Raw genomic sequence first — 16,080 nt, 5'->3', positions numbered from 1 at the left:
TCAGCGATACTAAGGGATGGTTAAATGACCTTAGTATCGCTGATGAGTCGTTTATAAATGATCTGAGTTAGACAAGCATCCCATTGTCACCCGGTCATTGCCACCGAAATCCTGGATACTTCGAACCTCACTGAACCCTGACAGAGTCAATAGACGACGAACAGCTTCAGCTTGGTCATAACCATGCTCAAACATCAGGTAACCGCCTTGCTTCAAAAAGTTCGGTGCTTGCTCAATGATGCGCTCAATATCAGCCAACCCATGGTTTTCTGCCACCAGCGCGGTCTTCGGTTCAAAGCGCACATCGCCTTCGGACAAATGATGATCTTCAGGGTCTATATAAGGCGGATTTGATACAATCAAATCAAACATACCCAATTCCGATAACTGCTCAAACCAGCAACTTTGCATAAAATGAGCATTGCTAATCTGATGGCTGGCGGCATTTCGCTTAGCCAACGCCACTGCGTCTGCAATCAGATCCACCCCAAGCACTTTTGAATCGCGACATTCAGTCGCCAGCGCCAAGGCAATCGCACCGGTTCCTGTGCCTAAATCCAATATTTTTTTCCCTTTGGTGACGTGCAATATCGACAGTGCCGCCTCTACTAAACATTCCGTATCCGCTCGAGGGATTAAAGTACAAGGTGCGACTTCTAGATCTAAGGTCCAAAACGCTTGCTTGCCTAAGATATAAGCAATCGGCTCCCCCTTCTCTCGGCGCGTTAATAAAGCATCATAAGAAGACAGCTCATCGTTCGTCAAAACACGTTCAGGCCAAGAGTAAAAATAAGACGTTGAGACATTAAGCACTTGCGCCAATAACAACTGAGCATCAAGTAATGCTGTGTCTGACATAAAACGAAGGCGCTCAGAGGCGCCTTGTAAGGATTCATCTATACGCATAGGCGAAATCAATTATCACCACTTAGAGTCGCAAGTTGCTCTGCTTGGAACTCATTCACTAAAGGATTGATCAGAACGTCCAAATCCCCCGTTACAATTTCGTCTAACTTGTACAAGGTTAAATTAATTCGATGGTCTGTCACTCGACCTTGTGGATAGTTGTAAGTTCGGATTCGCTCAGAGCGATCACCACTTCCCACCAAAGATTTACGCGCTTCAGATTGCTCACTAGCGGCCTTTTCTTGCTCTGCAGCCAACAAACGAGACGCCAATAAAGACATGGCTTTAGCACGGTTCTTATGTTGCGAACGCTCATCCTGACATTCCACCACAACACCGGTTGGAATGTGCGTAATACGAATCGCAGAATCGGTTTTGTTAACGTGCTGACCACCCGCGCCAGATGCACGGAAGGTGTCCACCCGTAAATCAGCCTTGTTGATATCAATGCCTTCCACTTCATCCATTTCTGGCATGATGGCAACCGTACAAGCGGATGTGTGAATACGTCCTTGAGATTCGGTTGCAGGTACACGTTGTACACGGTGGGCCCCTGATTCAAACTTCAGCTTAGAATAGGCACCATCACCAACAATACGAGCAATGACTTCTTTATAGCCGCCATGCTCGCCTTCACTGGCACTGACAATTTCCACCTTCCAACGCTGGGTTTCAGCATAGCGGGAATACATGCGAAATAAGTCACCAGAGAAAATAGAGGCTTCATCACCGCCGGTACCAGCACGAACTTCAAGAAAAACGTTACGAGAGTCATTTGGGTCTTTCGGCAACAATAGTTTCTGTAACGTTAGCTGTAAGGCTTCCTGCTGCTCTTGACCTGCTTTCATTTCCTCCACACCCATTTCTTTAATGTCTGGGTCAGAATCTGTCATCATCAGTTCAGCTTCTTCAATATTTTCCAATACTTGCTGATACCCATTAAAGCACTGCACAACGGGTTCAAGTTCCGCATATTCTTTTGAATACGAACGGAATAAATCTTGATCCATAATAACGTCAGCTTCACTTAACAGAGCCGCCAATTCTTCATAGCGTTCAGCCAAGCTTTCTAGTTTTAACTTAATCGATTCTTTCATTTTTAATTATCTTTTTCTTCATTAATGCCGAGCACATCTGCGGCAATGGTTAATGCTTCTTGGTCAGCCTCACTACCGGCCTCCCGCAAATAACGGGTCGGAGCATGAATCAGCTTGTTCATCAAACCATGAGCAAGTTTATTCATGACTTGCTCTGGGGATTGACCACTCTCTATGCTTTTTAAGGCTTTTTCTAACTCGGCTTGTTTGGTCATTTCAGCGGATTGGCGAAAGCTGACAATTAAGTCCGATACTTTTCTAGAATCCAACGCTTTGCGATAAGACTCGACACCTTGTTCAATCAAAGCCTCCGCAGCTTTTGCTGCATCTTGCCGCGCTCTGACATTTTCTTCGATAACGGAATGTAGGTCATCGACAGTATAAAGATATGCGTCTTTAACATCTTCGACTTCTGGCTCAATATCCCGAGGAACCGCAATGTCCACCAGTAACATAGGCGAATGACGTCGTTTTGCCGTCGCTCGTTCAACCATGCCTTTACCAATAATCGGCAATTGACTGGCGGTTGAGGAAATCACAATGTCGGCCTGTGACAAATAATCCCCTAGTTCACCCAGCATAATGGCTTCGGCATTCAATTCATTGGCAAGGGCTTCGGCTCTCGCCAAGGTTCGATTGGCGACAATGATTCGCTTCACACCATTCTCTTTCAAATGACGCGCCACTAACTCGATGGTTTGCCCTGCCCCAATCAGCAAGGCCGTACTGCGTTGAATGTCAGCAAAAATCCGTTGCGCCAAACTGACGGCAGCAAACGCGATCGATACTGGATTTTCACCAATAGCCGTATCGGTTCTGACTCGTTTTGCCACCGAAAAGGTACGCTGAAACAAGGACTCAAGTTCTGGGCCTATGCATTCACCTTCTTGAGAAACAGCGTATGCCGATTTAACCTGCCCAAGAATTTGTGGCTCGCCCAGTATCAGAGAATCCAAACCCGAAGCCACTCGCATAATATGACGAACACTGTCATCAGCCACATGGGTATAGCAATATTGTTTCAGGTCAGCCAAGTCAATATTGTGATATTGCCCTAACCAATCCACCACCTCCTGTGCTTTGCCTGAGTCCTCAACCGAACAGTACAGTTCGGTACGATTACAGGTCGACACAATAACGGCTTCCTGCGCTCGCTTCTCTTCCACCAGAGAAGACAACGCTTCAATCATTTTCTCCGGCGCAAACGCCACCCGCTCGCGTATCGAAACAGGAGCAGTTTTATGATTGACACCTACGGTAATTAGCGGCATTCAGGACTCTTCTCAAAAATCGAGATATTAAGATAACGACAGGACAATACCGTCTCTACATGACTCTTTACATAAAGAAGACACATTATACGAGAAATTCGCTTTTTTTCGCACCCCAAAAAGTCAATAAAAGTAATAGGATTAGTTTATAGTTAGCACAACTGCTCTGGTGACCACTGACATTCAAGCTCACCATAGATAATATACGTAGCTTAAAACGATATTGTTAAGGAATTTCATGCTATTTGGTTTTACCCCATCATCAGCTCACAGCTCTGCGACATCGTACATTCGAGCTAAATGGTGGCTAGTGCCTTTATGTTTGCCCTTTTTGTTCGCCTGCAATCAAACGCGTTCGCCAGAAATCACGACACTCCAGGTGGAAAAAAATGCTCACACACAACCTTATGAAGAAAGCCAAATCAGCGATTTATTAAAGGCGGAATTCACCTTACAACGTGAAGGCCCAAACAAAGCTTATGATAGCTTTTATAAAATTGCTCAAAAATCAAAAGACCCTCAATTTATCGAGCGACTTGTTCGCATAGCGGTTGCCTCTCGGAATAAGGTCTACATTGAACAAAGTGCCGATTTATGGCGTTCGATTGCCCCCACATCAGAACAAGCCTACTCTCTTGCCATTCAAGTGTACGCTCAAGGAGAGCGACCTAACGACATTGCTAAGCTACTTGATATGGCCATACAGAATCGTGTGCCCTTGCGCTTTTTCCCCTTATACCTTGAAGACAATGTACGTAACAGCCAGGTGATTAGTACATTAGAAAAAGCCATCACACTGACATCGCCCTTGACTCAAAAAAATCAATTCATACGTTTGAGCCAAGCTCACTTATGGTTATTATCAGGCCAATACGAACAAGCCAGTCAACTTGGGAATACCCTTTTAGAAGACCCAAACACGGAAAAAAGCGAAGCCTTATACCTGATCCTAGCTTACAGTGAAAAGAACCAAAACCAATTAACAAAGGCCATCTCTACCCTTAAAATAGCTAATCTGAAGTACCCTAAAAGCGCTAACATTTTGAGTCCGTTATTAAGCCTGCTCGTCGAGAATGAACAAGCTCACGCCGCAATCAAACTTTTAGACAGTTCGACACTAAGTGAAGATGACAAACTTCAAACTTGTCTCAACTTTGCTCGCACTTTGCTTGAATACAAACAACCAGATTTTGCCCTCAGTGTACTCAACGGTCTTCCTCAACGGCAAAGAGGCTTCAGCAATCAAATACAATACTTGCAAGCAATTGCGCTGAATGAATTAAAGCGCCAAGACGAGGCCATTGAGAAGATGAACCTAGTTCATGGCACCTTACAAAGTAATGCCACCAGCCAAATTGCACTGTGGCTTTATGAACAAGGCAAACAAAAAGACATCAATGACTTAGTACTTACTCGAACCAATCGTGAATACCTACCTGAACAAATCACCACAATCAGCCAGCTTCATCAAGAAGAAGGTCAACCTATGCTGGCTTACGACCTGTTAAGCAAAGCGGTCGACCTTTTTCCAGAGTCGGACGAATTACGTTATCAAAAGTCTTTATTTGCAGAACATTTAGGCTATTGGGATATTACTTTAAAAGAACTGAACACCTTGTTAGAAAAACACCCAGATAATGCTCAGTATTTAAATGCGATAGGATACACCTTACTGACTCGTACCGATCAGTTGGATGAGGCCATGGTCTATATCGAAAGAGCCTACGAACTATCAGACAATGATCCCGCTATCATAGATAGCCTTGGTTGGGGGATGTTTTTGAAAGGCGAATACGAACAATCTTCCTACTATCTAGAAAAAGCCTGGTCCATTTTACAAGATGCTGAAATCGCCGCTCACTATGGCGAATCCCTATGGCGACAGCGCCATTACGATCAAGCACTTATTATATGGAAAACCGCTTTACAGCAATCGCCAAATGCGACCATTTTATTAGACACTATCAAGCGCCTTTCGCCATCGTTGCTTGAAAGCCACCAACAGGATGAAAATTCATGATGTATCGATTGACCAGCCTTTTGGCTTTAAGCCTTATTCTTGCAGCCTGTAGTACCCAGCCACAAGGGCCAATCGTTCCACCACCACAAAGCGTAAGCGTGATTAAAGAGTGGGAAACCTCAGGACGAGTCGGAATACGCACCCCTGATGATGCCATTTCAGGTAACTTCAATTGGCACCACACCCCCACCACTTTTTCTTTAAATATTGTTGGTCCATTTGGACAAGGCGCAACCAAACTCAGCCAAAATAAAGACAACACGGTTACTTTGACCTATGAAGATAAAACCATCACAGGTCAGGATCCGAGCCAGCTCTTATTCAAAGAGTTAGGATGGGACTTCCCTGTTCAGCAAGTCACTTACTGGATCAGGGGACTGGCATCGCCTAATACGATCGCAAATATAGAACTCGATGACGAACAACGCCTAAAGTCCATTAAACAAGATGGCTGGCTAGTGAACTACTCTCGTTTCACCGATGTCGATGGTTTAGAACTACCACAAAAGATCCAAGTCTCTAAACCGCCCTTCAAGGTCAATCTTATTATTAATCAATGGACCATTCAGTAAGCCCTATGCAATTACCATCTCCCGCAAAACTTAATCTCTTTTTACACATCACAGGACAAAGAGAAGATGGCTACCATGAACTGCAAACTATTTTTCAGTTCATCGATCTATGTGACACCTTAACTTTTCATCTCAATGAACTCGATGAAGTGCGAATCACACCAGCTATATCAGGATTGCCAACCCTTGATAATTTAATTTATAAAGCTGCTCAACAGTTGCTACCCTATCGCAAAAACCCTAACTGGGGCGCAGATATTCATCTTGAGAAATGCTTGCCCATGGGGGGCGGTATTGGCGGCGGTAGCTCTAACGCCGCTACGGCTTTATTGGCCCTCAACGAATTATGGCAATGTGGATTATCTTATCAGCGGCTAGCAGACATTGGTGTAACACTAGGTGCTGATGTGCCAATTTTTGTTATGGGGTTTGCGGCCTTTGCAGAAGGAGTTGGGGAGAAGCTGCAAGCGGTTCAACCACCGACACCCTATTATTTACTTTTAAAACCCAATTGCCATGTGACAACTGGTCAAATTTTTACCGATAAACATTTGACAAGAGACACCCCTCCCATCAAAATATCGCACGCCTTGAAGCTGGGTGGGCACAATGATTGCTTGGACGTGGTCAGAAAGCACAATCCTGAAGTCGATGAAGCGTATTTATGGCTCAAAAACCATGGTGATGCGAAATTAACGGGGACAGGGGCTTGCCTTTTTATTGACTTTGATAATCAGCAGGATGCAGAGCGAGTAAAACGATTAGTACCATCAAAATGGCAAGCTTGGGTTTGTCTAGGATGTAATCAATCTCCTACTCATGAAGCGCTAAACCAGTGGATTAAGCAACACAAAGACAAATAATCACTTTTTGTCAGACCAGTCTATTACATCGCTATGAAAAACAAAGGTATACACAGTGTCCAAGTTGATGGTTTTTACCGGTAATGCAAACCCTGAACTCGCTCGCAGGGTGGTACGCCGCCTAGGACTACCCATCGGTAATGCGTCCGTTGGTAAGTTTAGTGACGGCGAGATTACGGTTGAGATCAATGAAAATGTACGAGGTAAAGACGTTTTTATTATTCAGTCTACTTGTGCGCCTAGTAATGACAATCTCATGGAACTGATTGTAATGGCCGACGCCTTGCGCCGTGCCTCTGCTACACGTGTGACCGCGGTTATCCCATATTTTGGATACGCTCGCCAAGATCGTCGCGTACGTTCTGCACGAGTTCCGATCACAGCTAAAGTGATCGCGGATATGATTTCTGCAGTCGGCATTAACCGTGTACTAACAGTGGATTTACATGCTGACCAGATTCAGGGCTTTTTTGACATTCCAGTGGATAATGTCTACGCAACCCCTCTACTATTAGACGATTTACAACGTCAAGGTCATGAAAACATCACTGTGGTTTCGCCTGATGTGGGCGGCGTGGTAAGGGCAAGAGCCTTCGCCAAACTATTAGAAGACGCGGATTTGGCCATCATCGACAAACGTCGTCCGCGCGCCAACGAAGCACAAATCATGCATTTGATTGGTGACGTTGAAGGCAAAACATGTGTTCTAGTTGACGACATGTGTGATACCGGTGGCACCTTATGTGCGGCAGCAAAAGCACTAAAAGAGCACGGTGCCGCAAAAGTATTGGCTTATTGTACCCATCCGGTTTTATCCGGCAAAGCCATTGAAAACATTAAGAGTTCTGTGCTTGATGAATTGGTTGTCACAGACACCATTCCATTGACACAAGAGGCGCTTAACTGCCCTCAAATTCGCCAATTGTCGATGTCTGACATTATGGCGGAGGCTGTTCGACGCGTTTGCAACGAAGAGTCAATCAGTGCCATGTTTGGGGCCTAAAACCAAACATTTACGCTCGGAACGGGTCGCAGTTTTGGGCACAAACTTTGATTATTATTAGGAAAATATCATGTCATTATCTATTAATGCCGTAGCACGCTCTGAAGAAGGTAAAGGTGCGAGCCGCCGCCTTCGTAACCAAGGTCTAGTACCTGCTGTCATTTATGGCGGCGATGCTGAACCAGCTTCAGTTTCTTTCAAAGACAACGAACTTCTTAAAGCGGTTTCTACACCTGGCTTTTTGACAGCGGTTGTTGAAGTAAACGTTGATGGCAACGCTCAAAAAGTACTTGTTAAAGCATTGCAACGTCACCCTGCAACGGGCGATGTTATGCACATGGACCTACAGCGTGTAAAAGAAGATGCAGTGATCACAACTCGTGTTCCACTAAACTTCATTAATGCCGCTCAAAGTGACGGTGTTTCTAAGCAAGGTGGTCGTTTGACTATCGAAGCTAAGCTTGCTGAAGTTCGTTGCCTACCTGCAAATCTGCCAGAAGTATTGGAAGTGGATATTGCAAAAGGTCAACTTGGTGACATCTTCCACCTATCTGACGTTATTGCTCCAGAAGGCGTTGAGTTGATTTCTTTGTTGAAAGGTGAAGATCACGACCAACCAATCGCTCGTATTGGTAAAGCTAAACGCTAAGCATTGAAGGCAGTATTGTGGCAGGTTTCAAATTATTAGTCGGCCTGGGGAACCCTGGCAACGAATACGAGAACACTCGCCATAATGCTGGCGCTCAATGGATTGAGACACTGGCTCATCAGAGCCAGTGTCTTCTTCGTTTAGAAAAGAAGTTTTTTGGTCAATTCGGAAAAGTTTCTATAGCTGGTGAAGAATGTTATTTATTGATTCCCACCACCTATATGAATTTAAGCGGCAAAGCGGTTCAAGCGGTTTGTCAATTTTATAAAATCCCTCCTGAAGAAGTCTTAGTCATTCATGACGAACTGGACATTCCACCCGGCTCAGCGAAGCTAAAAAAAGGTGGTGGTCATGGTGGCCATAATGGTTTGAAAGACATCATTGCAAAACTGGGTAATAACCGAGAGTTTGGGCGTTTAAGAATCGGTATCGGTCACCCTGGTCATGCCAGTCAAGTAGCTAATTACGTGTTAAAGAAAGCCGCACCGACAGAATACGCTAAAATTGAACACACCATTGACGAATCATTGCGCTATGTAAATGACATTGTTTCAGGCAATTTAAATGCCGTTATGAACCAGCTGCATAGCTTCAAAGCATAAACACACATATATTAGGAATTTCATTATGGGCTTTAACTGCGGCATCGTAGGTCTACCTAACGTTGGTAAATCCACACTATTCAATGCATTAACCAAAGCGGGCATTGGCGCTGAAAACTTTCCGTTTTGTACCATTGAACCCAATGCGGGTGTTGTGGCCATGCCAGATCCTCGACTTGACGCTCTATCCGAGATCGTGAAGCCGGAAAAAGTATTGGCAACGACAATGGAGTTTGTGGACATTGCCGGCCTAGTAGAAGGCGCTTCTAAAGGGGAAGGCTTAGGTAATAAGTTTCTTGCAAACATTCGCGAAACGGATGCCATTGCCCATGTTGTTCGCTGTTTCGAAGACGACAATGTTATCCATGTCGCCAATCAGGTTAATCCAAAAGCCGACATCGAAGTCATCAATCTAGAACTGATCTTCGCTGACCTAGAATCGATCGAAAAGCAAATCCTTCGCACAGCGAAAAATGCCAAAAGCGGCAACAAAGAAGCCATTGCTCATAAAGCCTTTTTAGAATCCGTAAAACAACACCTAGAAGATGGTAAACCAGTTCGCGTTATGGAGCTGAGTGATGACCAGGCAAAAGAAATTAAGCAACTTCATTTATTAACGACCAAACCAACCATGTACATTGCGAATGTTGCCGAAGATGGTTTTGAAAACAATCCACACCTTAATGTGGTGAAAGAAATTGCAGCGGAAGAAGGTGCTATGGTAGTGCCAATCTGCAACCAGTTAGAAGCTGAAATTTCTGAGCTCGACGCCGAGGAAATGCAAGACTTCCTTGATGAAATGGGCATGGAAGAACCTGGACTTGATCGTGTCATCCGTGCAGGTTACGAACTATTAGGCCTACAGACCTACTTCACAGCAGGTGTAAAGGAAGTTCGAGCTTGGACCGTAAAACAAGGTGCAACTGGCCCTCAAGCCGCTGGCGTTATCCATACGGACTTTGAGAAAGGTTTCATCCGTGCAGAAGTGGTTGGCTATGACGACTTCATCCAGTACAAAGGTGAAAGCGGCGCAAAAGAAGCGGGTAAATGGCGTTTAGAAGGAAAGGATTACATCGTAAAAGATGGCGATGTGATGCATTTCCGTTTTAATGTTTGATTAATTGGAAAACATTAAAGAAAACACTTGACCCATGAATGGGTTATATGAATAATATCGCGCCACAGAGACAGAGTATCTTCTTAGACGTTTTGTTTCTGTGTTGTCTGTTGGGGTATAGCCAAGCGGTAAGGCAACGGGTTTTGATCCCGTCATGCGTTGGTTCGAATCCAGCTACCCCAGCCAACAGACAAGCGGCTATGTAGCTCAGTTGGTTAGAGCACATCACTCATAATGATGGGGTCACTAGTTCGAATCTAGTCATAGCCACCAACTTTTTAAAGAGTATTGGGGTATAGCCAAGCGGTAAGGCAACGGGTTTTGATCCCGTCATGCGTTGGTTCGAATCCAGCTACCCCAGCCACTCTTATTTCGAAGGCTATGTAGCTCAGTTGGTTAGAGCACATCACTCATAATGATGGGGTCACTAGTTCGAATCTAGTCATAGCCACCACGAAAGACACAATCTATTGGGGTATAGCCAAGCGGTAAGGCAACGGGTTTTGATCCCGTCATGCGTTGGTTCGAATCCAGCTACCCCAGCCACATTTCTTCCTCTAAAACGTTCCAGCACTAAATAGTGCAACATTTTTACTGGATTTTACCTCACTAAAATTTATAATTAGGTCTAACCGTCTAACGAGATATGGATACTAATTATGAAATCTGCACTTTTACTTTCTACCGCTTTGCTGGCAAGTGCTGCACATGCTGATGTTCTAGGGCTAACAGCCGAAGCTGGCTCTTACGCTACAAATGACGGTGAAGACTTTAACTCATACTTTGGCCTAGCTATTGAACACCCAATTCCAGTTATCCCAAACTTCCGTCTGCAAAGCCAAAGCCTTGAAGGCAATATCGGCAGCACGACAGTAGACACGTCTTACAATGACTACACGTTTTATTATGAATTTCTAGATGGCCTACTTTGGCTAGACCTAGATGCAGGCATTACGCTTCGCAGCATTGATGGCTCTATTGGCTCAACCGACGTTAGTGATTCATACCCTCTAGGTTATGCATCGGCTTACGTCACTTTCCCTGGTACCAACCTATCTGTTGGCGCTGAGTACAAAACAGGCGGCGGCAGTGACGCTGACATCACAGATACAACCTTTAAAATCAAATATCAAGCCCTTTACTTTGGCGGCCTAGAAGCAGGTTACCGTAAAGTAGAAGAAGACATTGATGACATTGATGGCTCCGCTTTCGACATCGATTTCACTGGTGTCTTCATTGGCGCATTCCTCGACTTCTAATCTCAGCGGCGACCTTAAACAAGACCGCTATAGACAATAGTGAAGTTGATACAAAAAAATCCCCAACATCAAAGATGCTGGGGATTTTTTTAACACGGTGGAAAATCAGCCTTTGACAAAAGCAATCTCACTTCCCTTCACATCCGCTAAAATTTTATCTCCCGTAACAAATTGCCCAGAAAGCAACTCGTTCGCCAATGGATTCTCGATCCATTGCTGAATAGCACGCTTCAATGGTCGCGCACCATACACTGGATCATAACCCACTTCCGCCAAGCGCTCCTGTGCAGCATCACTCATAATGAGGGACATCCCCATCTCTTCCAACCTGTTATTGAGATGAGCCAATTGAATGGCGGCGATCCCTTTAATTTGAGAACGCATCAATGGATGGAAGACAACCGTCTCATCAATACGGTTAATAAATTCAGGGCGGAAATGCGTTCCGACGACTGACATCACCTTAGCTTTAATTTCATCGTATTGATCATCAGACTGATACTCTTGAATCAGATCGGATCCCAGATTCGACGTCATCACGATTACCGTATTTCTAAAGTCCACGGTACGACCTTGCCCATCTGTCAGGCGTCCATCGTCCAATACCTGCAATAGAATATTAAACACATCCGGATGCGCCTTCTCGACCTCATCAAGCAACAACACAGAGTAAGGACGTCGTCTAACGGCTTCGGTTAGATATCCACCCTCTTCATAACCAACATACCCTGGCGGCGCACCAATCAAACGCGCAACAGAATGCTTTTCCATGAACTCCGACATATCCACTCGCACCATCGCCTGCTCAGTATCAAACAAGAACTTGGCTAAGGATTTACATAACTCGGTTTTACCAACACCTGTGGGCCCTAAAAAGAGGAAAGAGCCATTTGGCTTGTTAGGGTCAGCCAAACCAGAGCGAGACCTCCTCACCGCATTAGAGACAGCAGAAACCGCTTCATTTTGCCCCATCACGGATTCATGCAATGCCTCCTCCATACGCAATAGCTTATCGCGCTCACCTTCCAGCATTTTATCCACTGGAATCCCTGTCCAGCGAGAGACGACAGTAGCGATCTCTTCTTCAGAAACATGTCGCTTCAATAGGCGAGTTTCCGTGTTTTCTTCCTCTTGACCAGCCTTTTCAATTTCCGCTTCCAACATTGGAATAACACCGTATTGCAATTCAGACATTTTCGCTAAATTACCATTTCGGCGCGCCTCTTCCATTTCATGCCTAACGCTTTCCAGCTCTTCTTTCAGCTTTTGTGCACCATGTACGGCTGCTTTCTCTGCATTCCAAATCTCGTCCAAGTCAGAAAACTCTTTTTGCAAGCGATCTATCTCACTGCCCAATTCATCCAAGCGTAATTTAGAAGCTTTATCCTTTTCTTTTTTAAGCGCCTCTTTCTCAATTTTTAATTGAATAAGCCGGCGCTCTAAGCGATCCATGTCTTCTGGTTTAGAGTCCATTTCCATACGAATGCGGCTAGCGGCCTCATCGATCAAATCAATGGCCTTATCTGGCAGCTGTCTATCCGTAATATAACGTTGAGACAATTTCGCCGACGCTATGATGGCCGAATCCGTAATATCAACACCATGGTGTACTTCATAACGCTCTTTTAAACCACGCAAAATCGCAATGGAATCCAGCACACTTGGCTCATCCACTAATACCTTTTGAAAACGCCTTTCAAGTGCGGCATCTTTCTCAATATACTGACGATATTCATCCAGTGTCGTCGCACCAACACAGTGAAGTTCACCTCTCGCCAAAGCGGGTTTCAACATATTACCTGCATCCATTGACCCCTCAGACTTACCTGTACCAACCATGGTATGAATCTCATCAATGAATAAGATCACTTGCCCTTCTTGCTTAGACAGCTCATTCAACAATGCTTTTAGCCTTTCCTCAAACTCTCCTCGATATTTGGCTCCGGCGATTAACGCCCCCATATCCAAAGACAACACACGTTTTTTCTTTAGTCCTTCTGGCACTTCACCATTGATAATACGCTGAGCTAAACCTTCTACAATAGCGGTTTTACCCACACCTGGCTCACCTATTAATACGGGGTTGTTCTTACGGCGGCGCTGCAAGACCTGTATCGTGCGACGAATTTCATCATCACGGCCAATAACCGGATCCAAACGCCCTTCAGCCGCCCTTGCTGTCAAATCAACAGTATACTTATCTAGAGCCTGACGACTTTCCTCAGCATCAGGGTCATTTACTGAATCACCGCCGCGAATACTGTCAATTACGCTTAAAATATCCGCCTTAGTCACACCCGTATGGTTAAGGCTTTTCGCTAAATCATCTTTGCCATCAAACATGGCCAGCAAAACAAGCTCTGAAGAGATATATTGATCTTTACGTTTCTGCGCCTCTTTATCCGCTAGGTTCAATAAACGACCCAGTTCAGATGACATTTGCACATTACCATCATGATCTTGTATTTTCGGCAAACGAGTAAGAAGCTCCGTTAACCCCTCACGAAACTTAACAACAGGAATCCCTGACTGCTGCAAAATAGGACGAACACCACCGCCTTGCTGATCAATCAGTGCGATCATTAAATGCAGAGGCTCAATATAAGAATGGTCTTGCCCAAGCGCTACAGATTGAGCGTCAGAAAGAGCCAACTGTAATTTGCTTGTTAATCGGTCGATACGCATAATCTGACATCCTTCAAATAAATAAGGTCAAATAGTTCATTTAAGGACTTAATGGTTATCAAAAAACACTTTTCAAGATGTGGGTGTCATTTTTTTGACACCTATCAATAAAGTGCCATCTTTATGCCTCAATCCACACAACAGAAGCCATTCGTCCTGTCTGACCATCACGTCGATAAGAAAAAAATCGCTCTTCATCGGTATAAGTACAATAATCGCCACCGTATACATGCTCAACCCCAACCGCTTTCAGGCGCTGTCGAGCCAAGGTATACAAATCCGCTAACCACTTTCCTTCTGCGGATGGCTTAAACGCCACATGAGCACTGGTTTCTTTCAAACAAAAGGCCTCATATACTTCTTGTCCCACTTCAAAAGCACTTGGGCCAATAGCTGGCCCTAACCAAGCCATTACCTGCTCTGGATCATCAAACTTAGCCAGTGTGGATTCCAAAATACCAGCACATAAACCACGCCAACCGGCGTGTGCCACGGCCACCTGATGACCTTTTGAATCACAAAAAAAGACAGGCAGACAGTCCGCCGTTAACACAGCACACACTTGCCCAATAGAGTTAGAGTAGGCCGCATCTGCGGCATCAATCTGTTCATTTGTCGGTAAGGCAATTACCTGAGTGCCGTGCACTTGGTTCAGCCAAACAACACTCTCAGGCATATTTATTTGCTGAGCAAACCGCCCTCGATTGGTCACCACAGCTTGTGGTTCATCACCAACATGAGCCCCTAAATTTAAAGTATTGAATGGTGACTGACTCACGCCTCCCAATCGAGTGGAAACAAACCCTTTAACAGAAGGTGGCGCAGGCCAATTTGGCGAAATATAAGAAGCCCCTGACATAGAAAAACTCCCATCATGTCATAATAAAAAAGCAGCCTAAGCTGCTTTATTTTAATTTAATAATATTCCGAGTCCTCACTGCCGGACTCTTGCATGTCACGCTTTAGAGCATCCAGCAAGTGCTGCATATCATCCGGTAGATCAATTTCCCATTCCATCCATTCTCCCGTAGTAGGATGAGCCAACTCTAGTTTTTTTGCATGTAGAGCCTGACGACGGAAATCTCTTAATGCTTCCTGCAACTCAGGCGAGCAAGCCTTAGGCATTTTTAAACGACCACCGTATTGCGGGTCACCCACTAAAGGATATTGGATGTGAGCCATGTGTACACGAATTTGGTGCGTACGACCCGTTTCCAGCTTCAAACGAATATGTGTGTGATTTTTATAACGATTGACGAGACGGTAATGTGTCACAGCGTCTTTGCCATTGACTGGCTCAACCGCTTGCTTTTGACGGTTATGAGGATGACGACCAATCGGCTCATCAACAATCCCACCACCTGTCATCACACCAATGCTAATGGCCTCATATTCTCGCCCCATACTGCGCTCCTGCAGCTGAGCAACCAAATCGGTTTGCGCTACAAGCGTTTTAGCAACGACCATTAAACCTGTGGTTTCTTTATCAAGACGGTGGACAATTCCAGCCCTTGGAACATGCGCTGTTTCTGGTGCATGATGAAGTATGGCGTTCATTAAAGTGCCATCACGATTGCCGACCGCAGGATGAACCACCAAACCTGCTGGCTTATTGATGATCATAATGTCTTCGTCTTCGTAGACAATATCAAGATCCATTTCTTGTGCCTGATGCTCTTCTTGCGCTTCAATTTCAACATTCAGACTGATGGTTTCGCCGCCGAAAAGTTTCTCTTTTGCTTTCATTGGCTGACCATCAACTTGGATGACCCCTTCTTTTATCCAAGCCTGAATACGAGAACGAGAATAGTCACTAAATAAATCCGTGGCAATCTGATCAAATCGACTTCCTCCCAAATCAAACGGAACTTGGGCTTCTTTTACTATGCGCTCTGCCATACAATACACTTTAACTAATTGTTTTCAGTCCATCCCAATGTAAATATGATGTCTGAAAGTGAATAAAAATGTGTAGCACCTTGCACCAAGTTAGGTTTCGCAATATAACGCTACGAACGCCAAACAAGGCCAATCAA

Annotated in this window: 14 protein-coding genes and 5 tRNA genes; 13 read left to right on the top strand and 6 right to left on the bottom strand. The window is 44.8% G+C overall.

The features are described 5' to 3' along the window. Positions 1-51 precede the first annotated feature (51 nt). From prmC to hemA, 3 genes are read right to left on the bottom strand one after another with little or no spacing between them, the layout of a single operon-like run. A complete protein-coding gene (prmC, locus tag MAR181_RS03600; RefSeq protein WP_013795238.1) occupies positions 52-906 on the bottom strand; it encodes a peptide chain release factor N(5)-glutamine methyltransferase in 855 nt (284 codons plus the stop codon). 8 nt (positions 907-914) lie between these two features. Continuing rightward, positions 915-2,003 (bottom strand): peptide chain release factor 1, encoded by a 1,089-nt coding sequence (gene prfA, locus MAR181_RS03595; RefSeq protein ID WP_013795237.1) that lies wholly within the window; start codon positions 2,001-2,003, stop codon positions 915-917. A gap of 2 nt (positions 2,004-2,005) precedes the next feature. Continuing rightward, complete coding sequence (hemA, locus tag MAR181_RS03590; RefSeq protein WP_013795236.1) at positions 2,006-3,274, bottom strand: glutamyl-tRNA reductase; 1,269 nt, start codon at positions 3,272-3,274, stop codon at positions 2,006-2,008. Between the two features lie 238 nt (positions 3,275-3,512). On the opposite strand from hemA, the gene MAR181_RS03585 reads away from it, so the two are divergent. The 13 genes from MAR181_RS03585 to MAR181_RS03525 all read left to right on the top strand — a co-directional run bounded on the left by MAR181_RS03585 (position 3,513) and on the right by MAR181_RS03525 (position 11,359). Next, entirely contained in the window at positions 3,513-5,294 is a 1,782-nt protein-coding gene (locus tag MAR181_RS03585) for a tetratricopeptide repeat protein (protein WP_013795235.1), read from the top strand. Further along, positions 5,291-5,866: a lipoprotein insertase outer membrane protein LolB gene (gene lolB / locus MAR181_RS03580; protein WP_013795234.1), complete on the top strand. Its 576-nt coding sequence runs from the start codon at positions 5,291-5,293 to the stop codon at positions 5,864-5,866. Before MAR181_RS03585 ends, lolB begins: the two co-directional genes overlap by 4 nt. Before the next feature lie 5 nt (positions 5,867-5,871). Further along, entirely contained in the window at positions 5,872-6,729 is an 858-nt protein-coding gene (gene ispE, locus MAR181_RS03575) for a 4-(cytidine 5'-diphospho)-2-C-methyl-D-erythritol kinase (protein ID WP_013795233.1), read from the top strand. A gap of 55 nt (positions 6,730-6,784) precedes the next feature. After that, positions 6,785-7,732 carry a ribose-phosphate pyrophosphokinase gene (locus MAR181_RS03570; protein ID WP_013795232.1) on the top strand — a complete coding sequence of 316 codons (948 nt, stop codon included), beginning with the start codon at positions 6,785-6,787 and terminating at the stop codon, positions 7,730-7,732. Positions 7,733-7,802: 70 nt separating this feature from the next. Further along, positions 7,803-8,381, top strand: coding sequence for a 50S ribosomal protein L25/general stress protein Ctc (locus tag MAR181_RS03565; protein ID WP_013795231.1), 579 nt, complete (start codon positions 7,803-7,805; stop codon positions 8,379-8,381). 17 nt (positions 8,382-8,398) lie between these two features. Further along, on the top strand, positions 8,399-8,983 hold the full coding sequence (gene pth, locus MAR181_RS03560; RefSeq protein WP_013795230.1) for an aminoacyl-tRNA hydrolase: 585 nt from the start codon (positions 8,399-8,401) through the stop codon (positions 8,981-8,983). A gap of 25 nt (positions 8,984-9,008) precedes the next feature. Continuing rightward, positions 9,009-10,100 carry a redox-regulated ATPase YchF gene (gene ychF / locus MAR181_RS03555; RefSeq protein WP_013795229.1) on the top strand — a complete coding sequence of 364 codons (1,092 nt, stop codon included), beginning with the start codon at positions 9,009-9,011 and terminating at the stop codon, positions 10,098-10,100. A gap of 111 nt (positions 10,101-10,211) precedes the next feature. Beyond that, a tRNA-Gln gene (locus tag MAR181_RS03550) sits at positions 10,212-10,286 on the top strand. 10 nt (positions 10,287-10,296) lie between these two features. Beyond that, a tRNA-Met gene (locus MAR181_RS03545) sits at positions 10,297-10,373 on the top strand. A gap of 16 nt (positions 10,374-10,389) precedes the next feature. Further along, positions 10,390-10,464: transfer RNA gene (locus tag MAR181_RS03540), tRNA-Gln, on the top strand. A gap of 13 nt (positions 10,465-10,477) precedes the next feature. Further along, positions 10,478-10,554, top strand: a tRNA-Met gene (locus MAR181_RS03535). Between the two features lie 17 nt (positions 10,555-10,571). Then, positions 10,572-10,646 (top strand) — tRNA-Gln (locus MAR181_RS03530). A gap of 113 nt (positions 10,647-10,759) precedes the next feature. Further along, positions 10,760-11,359 carry a TIGR04219 family outer membrane beta-barrel protein gene (locus MAR181_RS03525; RefSeq protein ID WP_013795228.1) on the top strand — a complete coding sequence of 200 codons (600 nt, stop codon included), beginning with the start codon at positions 10,760-10,762 and terminating at the stop codon, positions 11,357-11,359. Positions 11,360-11,464: 105 nt separating this feature from the next. Here the strand turns inward: MAR181_RS03525 and clpB are convergent, their stop codons facing one another. From clpB to rluD, 3 genes are all read right to left on the bottom strand, one after another. Then, positions 11,465-14,044: an ATP-dependent chaperone ClpB gene (clpB, locus tag MAR181_RS03520; RefSeq protein ID WP_013795227.1), complete on the bottom strand. Its 2,580-nt coding sequence runs from the start codon at positions 14,042-14,044 to the stop codon at positions 11,465-11,467. Between the two features lie 121 nt (positions 14,045-14,165). Next, positions 14,166-14,903, bottom strand: coding sequence for a peptidoglycan editing factor PgeF (pgeF, locus tag MAR181_RS03515; RefSeq protein ID WP_013795226.1), 738 nt, complete (start codon positions 14,901-14,903; stop codon positions 14,166-14,168). A 56-nt stretch (positions 14,904-14,959) separates the two neighbouring features. Then, positions 14,960-15,943 carry a 23S rRNA pseudouridine(1911/1915/1917) synthase RluD gene (gene rluD / locus MAR181_RS03510; RefSeq protein WP_013795225.1) on the bottom strand — a complete coding sequence of 328 codons (984 nt, stop codon included), beginning with the start codon at positions 15,941-15,943 and terminating at the stop codon, positions 14,960-14,962. Between the last annotated feature and the right edge of the window lie 137 nt (positions 15,944-16,080).

Origin of the sequence: Marinomonas posidonica IVIA-Po-181 (genome assembly GCF_000214215.1) — a bacterium.
Taxonomy (GTDB): Bacteria; Pseudomonadota; Gammaproteobacteria; order Pseudomonadales; family Marinomonadaceae; genus Marinomonas; species Marinomonas posidonica.
Note: the sequence above shows the minus strand (reverse complement) of the source record. Positions and strands in the feature narration are given on the sequence as shown.

What these genes read in the sequence shown, in the direction of transcription:
- prmC (WP_013795238.1), bottom strand. Translation starts at nt 906, where the DNA reads ATGCGTATAGATGAATCCTTACAAGGCGCCTCTGAGCGCCTTCGTTTT.
- prfA (WP_013795237.1), bottom strand. Translation starts at nt 2,003, where the DNA reads ATGAAAGAATCGATTAAGTTAAAACTAGAAAGCTTGGCTGAACGCTAT.
- hemA (WP_013795236.1), bottom strand. Translation starts at nt 3,274, where the DNA reads ATGCCGCTAATTACCGTAGGTGTCAATCATAAAACTGCTCCTGTTTCG.
- MAR181_RS03585 (WP_013795235.1), top strand. Translation starts at nt 3,513, where the DNA reads ATGCTATTTGGTTTTACCCCATCATCAGCTCACAGCTCTGCGACATCG.
- lolB (WP_013795234.1), top strand. Translation starts at nt 5,291, where the DNA reads ATGATGTATCGATTGACCAGCCTTTTGGCTTTAAGCCTTATTCTTGCA.
- ispE (WP_013795233.1), top strand. Translation starts at nt 5,872, where the DNA reads ATGCAATTACCATCTCCCGCAAAACTTAATCTCTTTTTACACATCACA.
- MAR181_RS03565 (WP_013795231.1), top strand. Translation starts at nt 7,803, where the DNA reads ATGTCATTATCTATTAATGCCGTAGCACGCTCTGAAGAAGGTAAAGGT.
- ychF (WP_013795229.1), top strand. Translation starts at nt 9,009, where the DNA reads ATGGGCTTTAACTGCGGCATCGTAGGTCTACCTAACGTTGGTAAATCC.
- MAR181_RS03525 (WP_013795228.1), top strand. Translation starts at nt 10,760, where the DNA reads ATGAAATCTGCACTTTTACTTTCTACCGCTTTGCTGGCAAGTGCTGCA.
- clpB (WP_013795227.1), bottom strand. Translation starts at nt 14,044, where the DNA reads ATGCGTATCGACCGATTAACAAGCAAATTACAGTTGGCTCTTTCTGAC.
- pgeF (WP_013795226.1), bottom strand. Translation starts at nt 14,903, where the DNA reads ATGTCAGGGGCTTCTTATATTTCGCCAAATTGGCCTGCGCCACCTTCT.
- rluD (WP_013795225.1), bottom strand. Translation starts at nt 15,943, where the DNA reads ATGGCAGAGCGCATAGTAAAAGAAGCCCAAGTTCCGTTTGATTTGGGA.